Annotated in this window: 20 protein-coding genes and 1 riboswitch; of the genes, 10 read left to right on the top strand and 10 right to left on the bottom strand. The window is 43.0% G+C overall.

Annotated elements, in window-relative coordinates:
* Positions 1-24: 24 nt before the first annotated feature.
* Positions 25-1,251, top strand: a complete 1,227-nt coding sequence (locus NIT04_RS09375; protein WP_252503356.1) for an MFS transporter — start codon at positions 25-27, stop codon at positions 1,249-1,251.
* A 143-nt stretch (positions 1,252-1,394) separates the two neighbouring features.
* On the opposite strand, the gene NIT04_RS09370 is transcribed toward NIT04_RS09375, so the two are convergent.
* The gene (locus NIT04_RS09370; protein WP_252503355.1) at positions 1,395-2,495 is read right to left on the bottom strand and encodes an LAGLIDADG family homing endonuclease; all 1,101 of its coding nucleotides are present in this window, start codon (positions 2,493-2,495) and stop codon (positions 1,395-1,397) included.
* 136 nt (positions 2,496-2,631) lie between these two features.
* Positions 2,632-3,663 carry a type 2 isopentenyl-diphosphate Delta-isomerase gene (gene fni / locus NIT04_RS09365; RefSeq protein WP_252503354.1) on the bottom strand — a complete coding sequence of 344 codons (1,032 nt, stop codon included), beginning with the start codon at positions 3,661-3,663 and terminating at the stop codon, positions 2,632-2,634.
* Positions 3,664-4,027: 364 nt separating this feature from the next.
* Positions 4,028-4,172: riboswitch (FMN riboswitch) on the top strand.
* Between the two features lie 59 nt (positions 4,173-4,231).
* On the opposite strand from fni, the gene NIT04_RS09360 reads away from it, so the two are divergent.
* The 4 genes from NIT04_RS09360 to ribE (NIT04_RS09345) are packed head-to-tail and all read left to right on the top strand — an operon-like array spanning position 4,232 to position 6,974.
* On the top strand, positions 4,232-4,630 hold the full coding sequence (locus tag NIT04_RS09360) for a hypothetical protein (RefSeq protein WP_252503353.1): 399 nt from the start codon (positions 4,232-4,234) through the stop codon (positions 4,628-4,630).
* Positions 4,631-5,281 carry a riboflavin synthase gene (gene ribE / locus NIT04_RS09355; RefSeq protein WP_252503352.1) on the top strand — a complete coding sequence of 217 codons (651 nt, stop codon included), beginning with the start codon at positions 4,631-4,633 and terminating at the stop codon, positions 5,279-5,281.
* Positions 5,282-5,293: 12 nt separating this feature from the next.
* A complete protein-coding gene (locus tag NIT04_RS09350; protein WP_252503351.1) occupies positions 5,294-6,496 on the top strand; it encodes a bifunctional 3,4-dihydroxy-2-butanone-4-phosphate synthase/GTP cyclohydrolase II in 1,203 nt (400 codons plus the stop codon).
* Between the two features lie 13 nt (positions 6,497-6,509).
* A complete protein-coding gene (gene ribE / locus NIT04_RS09345; RefSeq protein ID WP_305880100.1) occupies positions 6,510-6,974 on the top strand; it encodes a 6,7-dimethyl-8-ribityllumazine synthase in 465 nt (154 codons plus the stop codon).
* 56 nt (positions 6,975-7,030) lie between these two features.
* On the opposite strand, the gene NIT04_RS09340 is transcribed toward ribE (NIT04_RS09345), so the two are convergent.
* The 5 genes from NIT04_RS09340 to modA all read right to left on the bottom strand — a co-directional run bounded on the left by NIT04_RS09340 (position 7,031) and on the right by modA (position 10,228).
* The gene (locus NIT04_RS09340; protein WP_252503350.1) at positions 7,031-7,222 is read right to left on the bottom strand and encodes a hypothetical protein; all 192 of its coding nucleotides are present in this window, start codon (positions 7,220-7,222) and stop codon (positions 7,031-7,033) included.
* Between the two features lie 92 nt (positions 7,223-7,314).
* Positions 7,315-8,016, bottom strand: coding sequence for a TIGR02206 family membrane protein (locus NIT04_RS09335; RefSeq protein ID WP_252503349.1), 702 nt, complete (start codon positions 8,014-8,016; stop codon positions 7,315-7,317).
* A gap of 64 nt (positions 8,017-8,080) precedes the next feature.
* Entirely contained in the window at positions 8,081-8,740 is a 660-nt protein-coding gene (locus tag NIT04_RS09330) for an ABC transporter ATP-binding protein (protein ID WP_252503348.1), read from the bottom strand.
* Between the two features lie 4 nt (positions 8,741-8,744).
* Positions 8,745-9,431: a molybdate ABC transporter permease subunit gene (gene modB / locus NIT04_RS09325; protein ID WP_371922528.1), complete on the bottom strand. Its 687-nt coding sequence runs from the start codon at positions 9,429-9,431 to the stop codon at positions 8,745-8,747.
* A gap of 23 nt (positions 9,432-9,454) precedes the next feature.
* Positions 9,455-10,228 carry a molybdate ABC transporter substrate-binding protein gene (gene modA, locus NIT04_RS09320; protein WP_252503347.1) on the bottom strand — a complete coding sequence of 258 codons (774 nt, stop codon included), beginning with the start codon at positions 10,226-10,228 and terminating at the stop codon, positions 9,455-9,457.
* Positions 10,229-10,416: 188 nt separating this feature from the next.
* Between modA and NIT04_RS09315 the strand changes: the two genes are divergently transcribed.
* The gene (locus tag NIT04_RS09315) at positions 10,417-11,406 is read left to right on the top strand and encodes a helix-turn-helix transcriptional regulator (protein ID WP_252503346.1); all 990 of its coding nucleotides are present in this window, start codon (positions 10,417-10,419) and stop codon (positions 11,404-11,406) included.
* 124 nt (positions 11,407-11,530) lie between these two features.
* Here NIT04_RS09315 and NIT04_RS09310 read toward each other — a convergent pair whose 3' ends face one another.
* A complete protein-coding gene (locus NIT04_RS09310) occupies positions 11,531-12,742 on the bottom strand; it encodes an AI-2E family transporter (protein WP_252503345.1) in 1,212 nt (403 codons plus the stop codon).
* A 19-nt stretch (positions 12,743-12,761) separates the two neighbouring features.
* Positions 12,762-13,724, bottom strand: coding sequence for an LCP family protein (locus NIT04_RS09305; RefSeq protein WP_252503344.1), 963 nt, complete (start codon positions 13,722-13,724; stop codon positions 12,762-12,764).
* Between the two features lie 176 nt (positions 13,725-13,900).
* On the opposite strand from NIT04_RS09305, the gene NIT04_RS09300 reads away from it, so the two are divergent.
* Both NIT04_RS09300 and msrA read left to right on the top strand, forming a co-directional pair.
* Entirely contained in the window at positions 13,901-13,999 is a 99-nt protein-coding gene (locus NIT04_RS09300; RefSeq protein WP_252503343.1) for a YjcZ family sporulation protein, read from the top strand.
* Positions 14,000-14,133: 134 nt separating this feature from the next.
* The gene (msrA, locus tag NIT04_RS09295) at positions 14,134-14,664 is read left to right on the top strand and encodes a peptide-methionine (S)-S-oxide reductase MsrA (RefSeq protein ID WP_252503342.1); all 531 of its coding nucleotides are present in this window, start codon (positions 14,134-14,136) and stop codon (positions 14,662-14,664) included.
* A gap of 52 nt (positions 14,665-14,716) precedes the next feature.
* Here msrA and NIT04_RS09290 read toward each other — a convergent pair whose 3' ends face one another.
* Positions 14,717-15,916, bottom strand: coding sequence for a CynX/NimT family MFS transporter (locus NIT04_RS09290; RefSeq protein WP_252503341.1), 1,200 nt, complete (start codon positions 15,914-15,916; stop codon positions 14,717-14,719).
* Between the two features lie 87 nt (positions 15,917-16,003).
* On the opposite strand from NIT04_RS09290, the gene NIT04_RS09285 reads away from it, so the two are divergent.
* Complete coding sequence (locus NIT04_RS09285; RefSeq protein ID WP_252503340.1) at positions 16,004-16,243, top strand: hypothetical protein; 240 nt, start codon at positions 16,004-16,006, stop codon at positions 16,241-16,243.
* Positions 16,244-16,430: 187 nt separating this feature from the next.
* Positions 16,431-18,038, top strand: coding sequence for an ABC-F family ATP-binding cassette domain-containing protein (locus NIT04_RS09280; RefSeq protein ID WP_252503339.1), 1,608 nt, complete (start codon positions 16,431-16,433; stop codon positions 18,036-18,038).
* The last annotated feature ends 25 nt before the right edge of the window (positions 18,039-18,063 follow it).

Raw genomic sequence — 18,063 nt, 5'->3', positions numbered from 1 at the left:
AAAAAAGAATAATGGGGAATGCGCATGTGGAAAAACCGTAACGTTTGGATCATTCTTGCGGGAGAAATGATTGCCGGACTCGGATTATGGACAGGAATCATTGGTAATCTGGAGTTTCTACAAGAGAAGATCCCATCTGATTTCGTAAAGGCAATGATTTTATCCATCGGATTATTGGCCGGCATCATCGCAGGTCCGACAGCAGGTCGGATCATTGATCAGTCGAGGAAAAAGACTGTTTTGATTGTAGCGGGTATGGGAAGGCTCGTCAGTGTGCTATTCATGTTGCTAGCCATTACAACTGGATCTGTCTGGTGGATGGTTGCATTTATCATTTCCATCCAATTATCTGCAACTTTTTATTTTCCGGCATTACAGTCAGCTATCCCTCTAGTCGTAAAAGATGAAGATTTACTGACGATGAACGGAATGCATATGAACGTTGCTACAATAGCACGCGTCATCGGTACAGCTCTCGCAGGCGTCATGCTCGTTTACTGGTCGTTGGCATCATTATATTGGGTATCGATGATTGCGTATCTGGCACTGTTGGGCTTCACGATGATGCTGAAGATCGATGAAGGGAAGGGGAGTGGGCGCTCCCAACGGAAAGATGGAGATAAGGGCGGGTTCATGGAAGTTTTTCCTGTTTTAAAAGCATATCCTGCAGTCGGCATGACATTAATTATGACGATGATTCCATTGTTATTTATCGGTTCATTCAATCTAATTGTCATCAATATTAGTGAGATCCAAGATTCCGCATCGATTAAAGGGTTAATTTATACGTTTGAAGGGATTGCCTTCATGATCGGCTCATTTGCAGTAAAGTTCATTACACGGAAATGGAAGACGACGGTCATTTTATTCTTCTTTGCATCAATGGTGGCAGTTGCAGAGTTCTTGCTATATTTTGCACATAATATTGTTTTGACATTGGTTGCATTTGCTGTATTGGGCTTTGCATTAGGATGTTTTTTCCCAACAGCAATGGTCGTATTTCAGAAACAGATGCCGAAAGCGTACCATGGACGATTTTTCTCATTCCGGAATATGTTGGAGCGGGTCATGTTCCAAGTAGTATTGTTAAGTGCAGGAGCATTTTTGGATATCGTTGGGCTACAGATGATGGTCATTATTTTTGGAGTGATCAGCTTAAGTTTGACGTTGTTGTTTTTTAGCCAAATGAAACGAAGAAATATTGTTTTAGAAGAGAAACAAACAGAACCTGCAGCGGAAGTTATTTTATAATCCGCCGCAGGTTTTTTGTTTCAACTAAAAAATCGGTTTCGTCTCACTGTTATAAGTATACTTTGTAATGATACACAACTACCGATAATATATATTATGTAAACTAAAAACTAAAAATAAAAGAGAGCCATATAAATGGCAGTTTAGTCGTACTTCCCTAATCCTGTACTATATTCAATTACATCATTGATATATAATCCATTACTTTTCGCAAATTCTCTTATATCATGTAATAAATCTTTTTTGTAAGTGGTCTTATATTGGATACGATCTTTTGGACGATCACTCTTACAATACAAAATCGTACCTTTATCTAATAGTTGTTCAAAATAATCCTCTAAAATATGGTTCATAGGCTTTTCCTGTTCCTTTGCCATATTTTTAAGCTGCATCAGTATTGATTTACTAATCGTTGTCCGAAATGCGATTCTGCCTTTATCGGTGAGATATTCTTCTTTGCTTCTTAAATGAGTAGGTATTTTATTAATGGTCATCCGAATCATTTTATTTTCAACATAGTTACCATCACAATTAGTATACAAAATATCTGAGAGACGCAATAATTGGTCTTTACCCCTTATCCATACTCTATATATAGGTTTACCTTTAGAACTCGTTATCGTAGCAATGGTTGAGGATAATCCCCAATTAGTAAAAACTGTTTGTAAACCTTGTGCAACTTCGAGGCTTGCTGTCGTTATGTTCATTAAATAGCCCTCTCGGTCAACCCAACCATCTCCATCAATAACCCCCCTGACAAATGCAGGTAAATATATATCAGGCACGTCAGGAAAAGGCACTGTATATGATTTGTTCGGTGTGATGCCAATCCGTTCGAGATCCTGCTTGATGATCTTCGAGTTGATGATCAGCATTGGGGTTTTTCTTGTGCCGGTTCCTTGTGCAATCGTCGGAGATGCACCCATAAGCTTAGCTACTTTCCTTAATAGATCTTCGTCATTTTGAGATAAATAAACAGAATGAACACTTTTGTTCACATGACCATCTGTGATGAATAATCCCAATACCCAAGCCATCTCAGGAGACCATGTTTTGAAAAAGTCCTCGTTTACTTTATGGATGCGTGGACGTCCTATCGGATTTAATTCGACCCCATGCTTAGTCAATACATTTCGGATTGCACGATCTGACAACCCAATAATTTCACGTAGTTTGTTATAAGGCAACCCGCTGTTGTACAATTCAATGATCTTATCGTCTGTCATTCCCGGATTTCGAGCCAACTCCCCCATCCCCCTTTTAATGCTCTTAACTCCATTATACAAACGAATGTTCTTATTTGCAATTAATTGACAGATTATTGCACTGCAGAAATTAAATGGACCACCCGCCTTAGCAAGTGGTCCGTTAAATCATTTATCATCTCTCATATCGTACTCTATCGCTCGCTTGAAGTTCAGCCAACGTAGATGCACCTATGCCGAACATTGCCATGCGCAACTCCAGTTCTTTCGTTTCCATCACTCTGATGACATCTTCTGGAGACTGTGTCGCTTCTTTCAGAATAGATCTCCCAAAACCGACAATATCAGCCCCTAAAGCGATCGTTTTGGCAGCATCCAAACCTGTTGCCATGCCGCCACTTGCGACAATCGATTGTTCACCGATCTTTTCACGTACTGAAACGACGCAATCAACTGTAGGGATGCCCCAAACGCTGAACGTTTCGGCAGCGGCTTGTTTAACCGGGTCTGTCGAGCGGTATTTTTCCACTTGGCTCCATGATGTACCGCCAGCACCAGCTACGTCTACAAAAGACACGCCGACATCACAAAGCTTTTTGGCCGTCATTCCGTCGATTCCCCATCCGACTTCCTTAATACCTACTGGAACCCTCAACGTTCTCGTTAATTCTTCGATTTTCACTAATAAATCCTTGAAATTTAAATCTCCGTTCGGCTGAATGACTTCCTGGAGACTGTTCAAATGTAACACCAAGGCATCTGCTTCCGTTATATCAATAATTTGCCTGCATTGATCGACGCCAAACCCGTAATTCAATTGAACCGCGCCTAAATTGGCGATAATTGGAACGGATGGCGCGTATTGTCTCACTTGAAATGATGCCCGATGCTCTTTGCTCTCGATTAATGCTCGCATAGATCCTAAAGCTAATATCCAGCCCTTTTCTTCTGCGGCAAGCGCCAAATTACGGTTAATTGTTTCGGCGAATGCGGCTCCTCCAGTCATGGAACTGATCATAAAAGGCGTTGGACGCATTTGGCCAATAAATTTGCTTTCAATGGAGATTTCATTAAAGTCTATTTCAGGTAAAGCGTTATGAATGAAGTGAACTCTTTCCAATCCGGTCGTAATTTCGTTCCCTGTCACTTTTTCATTGAGCGTGATGTCGATATGCTCCGCTTTCCGTTGATGAATCGAACCAGTCATTAACCAACATCCCTCTTCCCTAGCATGATGAGACCAACCAACGAGATAGGGGTCAAACCTATGCTTCAATCCTCATTCGTATTTTTATTTCCATTTTTATTATATGTTACGTAAATCATTATTTCAGCTATTTGGATTTCTATTAAACCTGTAACAAATGATTGGATACATTGGCTCATTTTCCAATAAAGAATTTGGCCCCATTTTCTGATGAAGTCACTGTAAAATCTAAGCTATTCATCATAGATTCCTTTTGATTTTAACATTGAATCACTCAGAAAACTAATTCTTTTATATTCTTTTCATGTTCAGTTACTTGGCATGCATTTCTGAAGTGTGTTAAATTTGAATCGGTTCATTCAAAACGACACTTCGGGGCAAGGTGAAATTCCTTACCGACGGTGATCAAGCACAATGCTTGTCAGTCCGTGACCCGTACCCTTATGGATACGGTGGAGCTGGTGAAACTCCGGCACCGACAGTTACAGTCTGGATGGGAGAAGTTGTTCGCGTTTGATGGCCACGCCCAACTATATCCGCCCTTTCAAAAATTGAAAGGGGGAATTCGATGGACCACGCCGATTATATGAAGTTAGCAAATCTATGCGTCACTTTTAAAACTTGTGTACATGTCGGGAATACGCCTGCATGTACAGAAAAAATCATCGCAAGCGTTATTCGCGATATATTCATCGAGTCCAAAGATCCGAATCCTTCCGTAAATGGAAATGGGATTAGGCTTCTTCGGACTGCCGGAATTAAAGTGATCACTGATTTATGTAAAAAAGAGGCGGATGTTAGCAACCGGGCATTTTTTCATTTTATTCTTCTCCAAAACCCTTTCCTCGCCACCCGTTTGCCCCATGGTGGAAAGAACCCATTACAACTTATTTTAAATAGGCATCTTAGGACGCCAAAAGTAGCTATCCCGATTCATACACTTCTTCCGATTGGAGGTGTAAGCTGATTGTTTACAGGAATTGTTGAAGAAATAGGAACAGTACATGCGATAAAAAAAGGCTCATCCTCCATGCAACTGATCATCCGATGCAGTCATGTGCTATCCGACGTGAAAAAGGGAGATAGTATTTCCGTCAATGGAGTATGTCTTACTGTATCGGATTTTTCAAAAACCGAATTCGCAGCAGATGTCATGCCCGAGTCGTTCATAGCGACGGCACTTTCCACATTGAAATCCGGAAGCCGTGTGAACTTGGAGCGTGCTATGGCAGCGAACGGCCGTTTTGGCGGCCATTTTGTAACTGGTCATGTCGATTGCGTCGGTGAAATTATCGCGATGCGTCCGATTGAAAATGCAATATATATCGATATTCAAATGGATTCCGCATTTCAAACATATCTTGTCCCTAAAGGTTCGATAACGGTTGACGGAACTTCATTGACTGTTTTCAGCATATTTGAACAAGGGTTTACGATATCCCTCATTCCCGTCACTCAAGCTGATTCTATTCTCGGTCATAAGCGTGTCGGAGACTATGTCAATGTGGAATGCGATATTCTTGCGAAATATATAGAGCGGATTGTCTTAAGAAAAGAAGCTGAACCGCCAGGCGGGCTGACAATGGAAGCACTAGCCAATAGCGGATTTTTGGATTGAGAGGTGTTAGTTATGTTCGTTACGGTAGAAAAAGCGATCGAGGAATTGAAAAAAGGTAAAGCGATTATCGTCGTGGACGATGAAAGTCGTGAAAATGAAGGTGATTTTGTCGCGCTCGCTGACTATGCGACTCCAGCTATGATCAATTTCATGGCGACGGAAGGACGTGGACTCATTTGTGTTCCAATTGAACAACAGCTGGCAGACGATCTTCATTTATCTCCAATGACAAACACGAATACTGATGTCCATGGGACTGCATTCACAGTTAGTATTGATCATTCGTCCTGCCATACAGGGATTTCCGCATTTGAACGCTCGGAAACGATCTTCAAAATGATAGATAAAGACTCGAAGCCTTCAGACTTCAGAAGGCCGGGCCACATTTTCCCGTTAGTCGCAAAAGCTGGTGGTGTATTGGTGCGTCCAGGACATACGGAAGCTGCGGTCGACCTAGCCCGTCTATCCGATGCTACTTCAGCGGGCGTCATTTGTGAGATAATGAATGACGACGGAACGATGGCCCGAGGAGAAGAGTTAGTGGAGATCGCAAAGCGGCACGATCTGGTTATCCTAACGATAGAAGAATTGATTGCGTACCGGAAAAGAAATGAGAGGCTTGTTGAAAGGGTCGTCGATATCCATATGCCGACAAAGTATGGCGACTTCACCGCAATCACTTATGTAGAAAAATTGACCGGCCGCGAACATATCGCTTTTGTGAGAGGTCAAGTGGGCGACTTCACGCCCGGCGAGGCCCCTCTTGTCAGAATCCATTCGGAATGCCTGACGGGTGACGTATTCGGTTCTTGTCGATGCGATTGCGGTCCACAGCTGCATGCTGCACTTACACAAATTGAGGAAGCCGGGATGGGAGTTCTTATTTATATGCGTCAGGAAGGCCGTGGAATCGGCCTCGTCAATAAAATGAAAGCATATAAGCTTCAAGAGCAAGGCTATGATACAGTCGAGGCAAATGCCCGATTAGGTTTCGGTGACGATTTACGGGAGTATTTCGTCAGCGCACAAATCCTTTCTGATCTTGGGTACAACAATATTCAATTGTTGACGAACAATCCACGAAAAATTGAAGGTCTTTCAGATCACGGAATAGTGGTCGAAAATCGTATCCCGATCGAACTGCCTGTAGAAGAAAGCAACCGATTCTATATGGAGACGAAAAAGGCGAAATTAGGGCATTTACTGCATATCTGAGGAGGAAATACAAATGAGTATGACATATGAAGGACATTTAATCGGTACAGGACTTAAAATCGGCATCGTCGTATCCCGCTTCAACGAATTTATTTCAGGCAAGCTTCTCAGTGGAGCTGAAGACGCATTGCGCCGCCACGGAGTTGATGCGAACGATATTGAAATCGCTTGGGTTCCTGGCGCTTTTGAAATTCCTCTCATTGCAAAACGGATGGCGGCTTCAAAGAAATATGATGCGGTTATTACATTAGGCACCGTCATTAGAGGGGCTACTCCCCACTTTGATTACGTATGCAACGAAGTGGCTAAAGGGGTTGCCGCACTAAATATGACAGAAGAAGTGCCAGTCATCTTTGGCGTATTGACGACCGATTCGATAGAACAAGCGGTTGAGCGCGCCGGGACGAAGGCTGGAAATAAAGGGTGGGACGTAGGAGTTTCCGCTATCGAGATGGCAAATCTCCTGAAACAATTGTAAGAGTAGAAAAAAGCAAATCCCTTGTAAGGGATTTGCTTTTTCTTTTTTCAGCATGATCAAATACCCATTTTGCGACTTGATTGGGTTACTTTCTTCGATTGCTGGCTCTTCATTTTTGGTGTTTGTTGAATTGGATTTCCTGTTGTTTTTGTCGACTTTGTCGAATTCTTCTTAGCCTCAAGCTGTTGTTTGACTGCATCTTTCAAACTGATCTTCGCTTTTACCCCGTTTTGTTTGCTCGATTCCATTTTCGTCATCTCCCTCCCACTGTTGTCGGTTAGTAAATTTTAGCATTCCCAATGAATGGTTGTCTATATGGAAAATATGCTGAAAAACATAGTTAACTCCCTGACTCTTTTCCCTTTTTCCGTAATAAAAGCCAAATGACCGTAAATATGATAAATGCGACCGCTTCTAAAGATAGAATATACCAAGGGTAAGGACCGAGGAAATCTAGCAGGCTGCCATTATAAGGTTTCATTCGCAGGAACATATAATTCCCTTCAACGAGCCAGTTCACTGCTAAAATGATCGGCAAAAGTGCATTGATGACCACCATTGTTTTCAATACGCCTTTAAACGTAGGTTTATAGCCTTTCACCCAGACAAAATAAAACCCCGTCAAAATGATTCCCACATGCGTGTAGAAGAAATGGAAAAAGCGAAAATGCGGAAAATCCATGTCGAGAACAGGTGTTCCTAATGCTTGTAAAGCGCCACCGATGCCTGCAAAAATGACAAAATCGGTTAAATGGCGATTCCCCGTCAACAGCAGCACAATCGAGACGAATAGGGAGATGCTGCATAATTCAAGGGGCAGTGAGTCATCCAATGCCCATCGATCCGTCACGATGAGCCATATGTGATAGAGGATATCCATTGCTAATAAAGATAGTGCGAAAATCCGCTCGACCCATTTCAGTTTGGAAGAATTGACTTGCAGCCTCTTCCGTTGCCAATAGAGGAGCACGATGATAATAGCAACCATTAATAGAACCGATAAATGCACAAAAGAGAACATTACGAACTGATGATCCGGCACACGACCTCCCCCACATCCATTCCCATATTATGTTCACCTCAAATTATAGCACTGGATTATCAGGTTAAATAGAAGGATTCGTTGCTCCCCTTTCCTCGATGATCTTTCCATGCTCGAGAAATAATATCCGGTCCCATAATTTTTCGGCTTCTTCCATATCATGCGTCACAATGATGAACGGAATCTTCCACAATTCATGCAGCCGAATCAATTCATTTTGACAATCGATGCGCGTTTCTCTATCTAAAGCAGAAAGAGGCTCATCCAGCAACAGGATGGATGGCTCCGACGCCAATGCTCGCGCAAGAGCCACCCTTTGTTTTTCGCCGCCGGATATTTGATGGGGATATTTTAATAAAAGCTGTTGGATGCCTAGGACATGCAACAGCTGTTCGACAACAAAGGATCGGAATTCATCCTTCCTTTTCATGCCATACCTTATGTTTTTGCCTACTGTCATATGCGGGAACAAGGCATAGTCTTGGAACAGCAACCCTATATTTCGCTCCTGTACGGATAGGGAGCTGCCATTGCCTTGGAAAAAGGTCTTACCACCCAATTTGATCGATCCTTCATCAGGCTTCGTCAATCCTGCAATCGTATGTAAGATCGTTGTTTTCCCGGATCCGGATGGACCAAACAAGACGAGTATTTCATCTTTCATGTTAAATTCGACATCCAAGTCATAATGGGATAATTGTTTTTTAATATTCACTTCCAGCATCCAATCACCTGCTTCGATTTTGATTCGTATACCTTCTCATGTTTCGGCGGCTCCACCAATTGAGCCACATGATTGTGCTGAAGCCTAATGCGACGATGATAACTACCCAAAACGTCGCTTTCTCCATCTGCCCTGATTCGACAGCGAAATAGATCGCCATCGGAATTGTATCGGTCTTACCGGGTATATAGCCCGCAAGCATGAGGGTGGCACCAAATTCGCCGAGCCCCCTCGCAAATGAAAGGACGAGGCCGGCAAGGAGGCCTGGCCAGGCAAGCGGGAAAGCGATTGTCCAGAACACGCGCCATTCGGATGCCCCTAACGTTCTGGCGGCGTTTTCAAGCCGGTCGTCGAGACTGTCAAATGCGGCTGCTGCACTTTGGTACATCAAAGGGAAGGAGACGACGATGGAAGCGATAACGGCGCCAAGCCAAGTGAAGACAACCTGGACACCAAACCATTCCATCAGCCACTTCCCGATCCAGCCATGCTTGCCAAACAGTAGCAATAAGGCGAAACCGACTACAGTAGGAGGCAAGACGAGAGGCAGCATGAAGAAGGATTCGATCACCGTTTTACCCAAAAATTGCTTTCTTGAAAAAACGCGTGCGAAAAAGACACCGGAAATGAACACGACCGTTGTGGAAATGGCCGCCACTTTTAAAGAAAGAACTAATGGTGAATAATCCATCCCCATCTCCCCTCCTAAGCTACTCATTTGAAGCCATGCTTTTGTAAAATTTCTTTTCCCTCTTTACCCGCCACGAAATCTAGGAATGCCTCTGACGCAGCCGGGTGATTGGAACCTTTCACGACCGCTCCCGGATAGATGATCCTCGAATGCCAAAAGGGATCGGCTTCCGCAACAACAGTCACTTTATCAGACGTCCTCGCATCACTCGCATATACGACCCCATAATCTGCATTCCCCATTTCGACATGCGTCAACACTTGCCTCACGTCCGACCCCATGACGAGTTTATTTTTCAGGGGCGCCCACAATTGGAGATGCTCCAAAACCTCCTTTGTATATTTCCCTGCTGGAACAGAATCCGGCTCCCCAATTGAAATTTGATCAATTCCATCTGAACTAAGCTGTTTGAAAGATGAAGCTGGATTCTCTACTAGCTTATTAGCAATTAACACAAGGGAGTTTTCTGTAATGTTCACGACCGTCGAATCAATGATAAGCTCCTTTTCCTTCAGCCTCATCATATCATCGGTGCTTGCTGAAAGATAAATATCGGCGGGGGCGCCTTGTTCAATTTGAGTCGCAAGTTTCCGGGAGCTCCCGAAATTCAAAGTGATGGAAACTTCATCATTTTCGTTTTCGTACACATGTTTCAATTCAGTTAAAGCATCCGTCAAACTTGCGGCGGCTGATATTCCCAATTCCATCTGTGTATCCCCCTTCCCACCTGTAGATGCGCAGCCAAAAGGAGTTGCCGCTATAACGAGAAGGAGCAACCATTTAACGAGCAATTTCATATCAAATTCTCCTTATTATCATTTGTTATTACTGCCTATTGTCATATAGTACATATTATAACTAAATATATCTATATTTAATTAAATATAACTTCTAATAATTACTTATCATCAATTATATCTGAATAGATTGCATTTATATTTGTTATAAGAGAAAATGAAGATAAGAATACTACAGGAGGTTACTTATGGCTAATCATCAAGCAGCATCATATACGACCGAGGAAATTGCGGATCTTTTGAAAGTCTCCAAACTGACCGTTTATGATTTAATAAAAAAAGGAGATCTTCGCGCGTACCGTGTCGGTAGGCAAATGAGAATCGATGCAGATGACCTTGAAGCTTATAAGGACAAATCCAAAAGCGGCGGGTTGATTGAAAAACAAGAAAAAGTGATTTCCGAAACAGCGGAAAAACCGTTTCAAAGGACTGAATCCACTCCCCCTCCCAGACCGTACCAGCCGGCTTCACAAAGGAAACTGATCATTAGCGGGCAGGACATCACCCTGGATCTGCTTGCAAATGCAATTGAAAGATGCGGGACTGGATACCGTCCGCTCCGTTCCTACACCGGTAGTCTCAACAGCTTGCTCGCAATGTACGAAGGAGAAGCCGACATCGTCAGCACCCATCTGTTCGATGGGGAGACGGGCACGTATAATATTCCATATATCAAAAGAATACTTACCGGCCGTGAATTCATCGTCATCAATTTACTGTCAAGGTCGGCGGGCCTATTCGTACAAAAGAACAATCCGAAAAATATCCGGACGTGGAAAGATTTCAGCAAGCCGTCTATCAGAATGGTCAATCGGGAAATTGGTTCAGGAGCGAGAGTGCTGCTCGACGAGAAATTGCGGTTGGAAGGCATAATCCCCCGCAACGTCGAAGGTTACCATACGGAGGAAATGAGCCATATCGCCGTCGCAAGCAATGTGGCATCCGGATTTGCGGATGTCGGTGTCGGAATTGAAAAGGCTGCGGCATTAGTAGGAGTGGATTTCATCCCCCTCGTCCAAGAGCAATATGACCTCGTCATGTACAAGACTCCTGAGAATGAAATTGTACGTCACTCTATCTTATCCATCCTTCGCTCGCCGGAATTCCAAAATGAAATCGGCGCATTAGGAGGATATGATCTTTCATTGACGGGAACAATCATATATGAAACGGAATAGCAAAAGGCACCTCGATATTATATCGGGTGCCCTCTTCCAATATTTCAATATGTTATAGCTGATAGGTTTACATAATAATATTATTGATTAAAAATGAACGCCCGTTACCGGACGTCCATTCCTTTTATTCTTTTACATCTTCGTAATGCATCGCATCATTCGGCTCGTATTTATTATATCTTACTTTCAGCAACTCGAACAAATGCGTGAACACCACTTTCAATAAAGCGTAACCGGGGATCCCAAGGACAACTCCCGCAACTCCGAATAGAGAACCTGCTGTCAACAAAACGAAAATGATAGTAATCGGATGGATTCTCAATGACTTCCCCATAATTTGCGGAGATATGAATTTCCCATCGACCAATTGAACAATTGTCCAGACCGCGGCCAGTTTCACGAGCATTAATGGTGAAGTGACGATGGCAATGATCACTGCCGGTGTAATTGCAATGAGTGGACCTAAATACGGTACGACACTTGTAAACATCGCCAGCGCACCTAATAACAGTGCATATTTCATGCCGATAATGAGGAAACCAATCGACACCATAATTCCGATGCTAATCGCTACAAGAATTTGACCTTGGATGTAAGCGCTGATCTGATGATCGGCATCGTTGAGAATGACCTCTGCATCATCCCGAAGTCGTGGTGGCAACATTTTTTTAATCATCTGAGGAAGCTTCTCCCCGTCCTTCAATAAATAAAAAAGAATAAAAGGAACTGTGACGATTGCTAGAATGAAACCAGTCAATGCTGAAATGAATGATGTGATGCCGGAAGCGATCCCACCGACTGCATCTGTTATGAAATCACCGATGTTCCCTTTTCCGTTGTCGAGAAGACTGCTAATGTTAATATCCAATTCTTTATAATACGTTGAAAAAATTGACGTCCGTAAAAATGAGTCGACATTAATGAGCATTTGATTGAAATAAGTAGGAAACTCTTCAATCAGGTTAGCAAATTGCGTTTTCAGAAAAGGAAAAACGAGAAACACCAATAACGTTATTAAGCCGATGAGGCCGACGAAAATGATGAAAATCCCCCATACTCTTGGAATTCGTATTCGTTCCAAAAAACGGAGTATGGGCCGCAGCAAATAATAGGCGATTGTTGCAAGGATTATCGGCAACACGACAGTTGAAAAGAAAACTTTAATCGGATAAAAAACGAAAGCAACTTTGCTGAACACTAAAATAATCAGGCCGATTAACAAGATCGAAAGGAGTACGAACATTGTAGCTCGTCCTCCAAGGAAACGGATAATCCGTGGTGTTCCATCATTCAATTGTTTGCTTCGGTCTGTTGATTTTATTTCTTCGTAATCCATTGACTCCCCCTACTTTCCATCACTCAAGCTCCAAATCAAGGAAGGCTGCTAGTGCCTCCTTATTCTTTTCGATATCAAGCTCAATAACTGACCCTGCATGTGAATAAGAGTTGAAGCGATATGTGCCTTCTACAGGGATTCTCATCGTTTCCAGATCGGCTTTGCCCTTCATTAGAAGAGTGAACGCTTTTGAGATTTCATCCTTTGCCGTTAAGTCCGTCTCTATGAAGCCGGATAACGCACCTGACAACTTCGGAAGATGAAGAAGCATTTCGGGTCTCATTGCCTCATCTTTTACAGCTGAAATAACCTCCTGTTGCCTTGCCACCCTGCCGAAATCCCCTTCAGCATCGGCGCGGAAACGAGCATATCCAAGCAATTCCTTTCCGTTCAGACGTTGTTTGCCTGGCATGAGGGCCACGCCGATTTTTTCAGACATTTCTTTTTGAACATCGATTGTGATTCCATCAGGAAATGCGATATCGACGATCGACTCGAAATTATCAAAATCAACGATTGCATAATGGTGAATTGGGATGCCAAACATTCCGGTAATCGTATCCTTTACCGCCTGAACTCCGTTTAAGTAATAAGCTGTATTAAGTTTATATGATTTATATCCAGGAATATCTGCGTAAATATCCCGCATGAACGAAACAAGGCGGATCGATCCTTCTTGTTTATTCCAAGAAAGGACCATCATTGTGTCGGTGCGCGACTTTCCGCTCCCATCATCGTCAATGCCCAATAGAAGATAATTCTCTACTGAAGGGTTTTGTGGATCGATGACATCACCACGGAAAGGACCTGGATCGATTGTATTCCCATTTGCCAATGACTTGCCTTCCTTATATTGAAAGTATGAATAAAGCCCCGCCACGATGAAGCCGATGAAAAGAAACGTGAAAAACACCCTGCCAATCCGTAGTTTTCTTCGCCTTCTTCTTCTCGGCACCGGGCCTTCGTACTGATCTTCGTTCAAGATTAATTCCTCCAAATTGTAAAGTCACCTATAGGACGATTGTTGAGTGCCATTGGTTGCGAATGTATAACGATAGTATACCATGTGAGTGCCTTTAGATAATGCTTCAGATTCTGGTCATTTCCCTATGCATCGATTATTTTCTTGCATAGTCTATATTGAAGGTGGTGGTATAAATGGGACGTGAATACGGAGGCGGATATGGTTCTTCCTTTGCTTTGATTGTTGTGCTTTTCATCCTGTTAATCATTATTGGTGCAAGCTTTGTCTATTAATCAATAAAACAATAAGCACAACCACTCATTGGCACTTCGAGGAAAGGTTGCACTGCGGTCATCAGACCGTATGTAGGCAGCCTTTCTTTCGTGTGCTACAATTTAGTTATTGAATTGGAGAGGGGTTGCAGATTATGACAAGTCGACTAACTGAGAAAGCTACTTTTGCCGGCGGGTGTTTTTGGTGCATGGTGAAGCCATTCAAGGAATGGGATGGAATTGTAGATGTCGTGTCGGGCTATATGGGTGGGCACGTTGAAAATCCTACTTATGAGGACGTGAAAAAGGGCGATTCTGGACATTTAGAAGTCGTCGAGATTACTTATGACCCTTCTATATTTACATATGAAAAACTGCTGGAATTATATTGGCCACAGATCGATCCGACCGACGCGGGCGGACAGTTCCATGATCGCGGACACTCGTATACGACAGCCATCTTTTATTATAATGAAGAACAAAGGAAGGCTGCGGAGCATTCGAAAGAGGAGCTTGCCAACAGCGGCAAGTTTTCGAAGCCGATCGTGACAGATATCCGGCCAGCGGAGACATTCTACCGTGCCGAAGAATATCACCAGGATTACTATGAAAAAGAGCAGGACCATTATGAGGAGGACCGTGCCAAATCAGGACGGGACGAGTTCATAAAAGAATACTGGAAATAAGCCTATAAAAAACAGGTGAAGGAATGAATCCTTCACCTGTTATCTATATACACTATTCCACATTCTGCTCCCGGTCACCGATCATGAATGTGAGAACAATCATTGAAACGAACAATCCCATGAAAATCAACAATGTATTATGATGATCACCAGTCCAGTCGTAGACCATTGCAATTAATAACGGCAAAAATCCTGCGATGAGATAGCCGCCCGTCTGCATCATTGCAGTCCACTCATTTGTATCCTCAGGTGTTTCCGTCGCATCCAATGGAAATAACAGCGCAATTGGAAACAGACCGGCAAGAGGGATTGCCATGAAAATGGAACTCACCCACATTAGTGCATACTCTCCAGTCCAAAACAAGCCGAACGCGATCAAACCCATCGTTAAAAATAACAGCAGCCAAAACCTTCTATTCGGAAAGCGTTCATATACCATTGGAAATACGAGATTTAAGAAGATCTGCAGTGTCATCATCACACTCAAAAGCGTACTTGCTTGCACGAGTGACATTCCTGCATCAGTCGCCAGTGGTACGATCCACGTAATGATGCAGAAGAAACTTGATGCTTGCAGCCCGAAAAAGAGCAAGTACAGCCAAGCTTTTTTCTTGCGCCAAGGTGACGCGCCATGTGCATTGCTCTTTCCCGCCTTCTCCCCTTCTTCATGCTGCAGATTAATTTCCCCTTGCACCGAAAGTCTCCAGAATAAAATTGCTGCGATCGCTAACACTGCCCAAATGCCAAGTGCGAATGGGTACGAACCGGTGGATTCGAAAAAGATGGCAGTGAGACCCGCTCCTAGTGAAGAACCGACTCCCATGCCGAAGGAATAGACGCCGATGACACTTGTCGCCCGTTCGGGAAAAGTTTGTTTGATCATTGCAGACAGGAGCGGCCCCATGACAGCTATTGCGATCCCGATAATAATTGCTGAGAAGATCAAGGGAACATAATTCGAATAAAAGCCTCTCAGTGCTGTCATAATACCGACGACAAAGAGCATGAGATACATGGAGCGTGTCAGTCCCAGCTTGCGATTGAGCAATGGAGCAAACGACGCGAACAGTCCCATGCAAAAGACCGGCAAAGCCGTTAACAGACTCACTTTTGCGTTAGTTAGGGAAAGGTCGTCACGAATGATATCAAGCATCGGACCAATTGACGTTATAGCCGGCCTCATATTGACCGCTATGATAAAAATGGTAACGAGAAGTAAAATCGTGTTATGTTTCAAAGTACGTTGTGACATTACATTACTAAACTCCTTTATACATTACTTACGAACTTGTGTTCCTTACCCCTTTCTACTATAATAGGTATGAAAGGAAAGATGTGCATGAAACTCCTACATTGGGAATATACACTGAAGTATCAAGTGAAATGTATTTTTGATGAATTCCCCCACACCGTCTTCCTATTCCGGAAAGTGAAAGACTATTATTTTTTGTTTTCCATGTCCGGATTGGATAAGCATGCCGTTCCAACGAAGAGAGATTATGTGCGGATGGAGTATTTATTGAACAAAGAGCTATGCTTATTGGACGCCTACCGGCAACGGAGCGCTTTCAAGTGTTGATCCCCTAGAAGGGGATTTTTTTGTGGAAATGCATCGAAGGTCGAACGAAAAAAGCGAAGAAGAAAAACTTCCTTTACAATCATACACGAGATGCGCTTAAAAAGTGCGAAAAACGAATCATACACATACCACTCAGTAAAGAATCCATGTTATAATAGGAGCATTGTGAATTTAGGAGGATTTTTTTATGATAGCAGTCAGTAATGTAAGTCTTCAATTCGGTGACCGCAAACTGTTTGAAGATGTGAATATACAGTTCAACCCAGGTCATTGTTATGGATTGATCGGAGCAAATGGAGCCGGTAAATCGACATTCCTTAAAATTTTGTCGGGTGAGCTTGAACCTCAAACAGGTAACGTCATCATGAACAAAGATGAGCGTTTGGCAGTTCTAAAGCAAAATCACTTCGAGTATGAAGAAAATGAAGTGCTCGATACGGTCATTAGAGGACATCAACGTCTATATGATATTATGACCGAGAAAAATGCAATCTATATGAAAGAGGATTTCTCTGACGAGGATGGCATGCGCGCGGCAGAACTCGAAGGAGAGTTTGCTGAGTTGAATGGATGGGAAGCTGAATCGGAAGCCGCTATCCTTCTGCAAGGACTAGGCATTCCAGAAAGTCTCCATCATGTCAAAATGTCTGAGCTAAGCGGTTCGGAAAAAGTGAAAGTGCTCCTTGCACAGGCGTTATTTGGAAAACCTGATGTCTTGCTGCTGGATGAGCCGACAAACCACTTGGACTTGAAAGCAATTCAATGGTTGGAAGAATTCCTTATCGATTTTGAGAATACCGTCATCGTCGTATCGCATGACCGTCACTTCCTGAACAAGGTTTGTACACAAATTGCCGACCTTGACTTCTCGAAGATCCAGCTATACCCAGGAAACTATGATTTCTGGTACGAGTCCAGCCAATTGGCGTTAAGAATGGCTCAAGACCAAAACAAGAAAAAAGAAGAAAAGATTAAAGAACTACAAGCGTTCGTCGCACGCTTCAGTGCGAACGCTTCAAAATCGAAACAAGCAACTTCCCGTAAAAAAGCACTCGAAAAAATTGAGTTGGATGATATTAAGCCTTCTTCACGCAGATATCCGTTCGTCAACTTCCAAATCGGACGTGAAATTGGTAATGATGTGCTTAGCGTAAAAGATCTATCCAAAACTCAAGATGGCAAAGTAATGTTGAAAGACGTCACTTTTACAATGAATAAAGAGGATAAGATCATACTATTGGGCAACCCTCTCGCGAAAACGGCCCTGTTACAAATTCTTGCCGAAGAGGCACAGCCAGATTCAGGAACTTTCAAATGGGGCATCACGACTTCCCGCTCCTACTTCCCTCTTGATAACAGCAAGTATTTCGAGGGGTCTGAATCATCATTGGTGGAATGGTTGCGTCAATACTCACCTGAAGACCAAACTGAAACATTTTTACGTGGTTTCCTCGGCCGTATGCTTTTCTCCGGAGAAGAAGTTAAAAAGAAACCATCTGTTTTATCGGGTGGAGAAAAAGTCCGTTGCATGCTATCCAAGATGATGTTGAATAATGCCAATGTCCTTTTGCTTGATGAGCCAATGAACCACTTGGATTTGGAATCAATTCAAGCATTGAATAATGGATTGATTGCTTTTAAAGGAGCTATGGTCTTCACTTCTCATGACCAGCAGTTCATACAGACAGTCGCGAATCGAATCATTGAAATTCGTGAAGATGGTACGATTTTCGATAAAATGATGCAATACGACGAATATCTTGAATGGAGAGAGCAACAAGCTGTTTCCAACTAATAAATTGAACCGTTTCCTTCGATGG

Origin of the sequence: Sporosarcina sp. Marseille-Q4943 (genome assembly GCF_943736995.1) — a bacterium.
GTDB lineage: Bacteria > Bacillota > Bacilli > Bacillales_A > Planococcaceae > Sporosarcina.
Note: the sequence above shows the minus strand (reverse complement) of the source record. Positions and strands in the feature narration are given on the sequence as shown.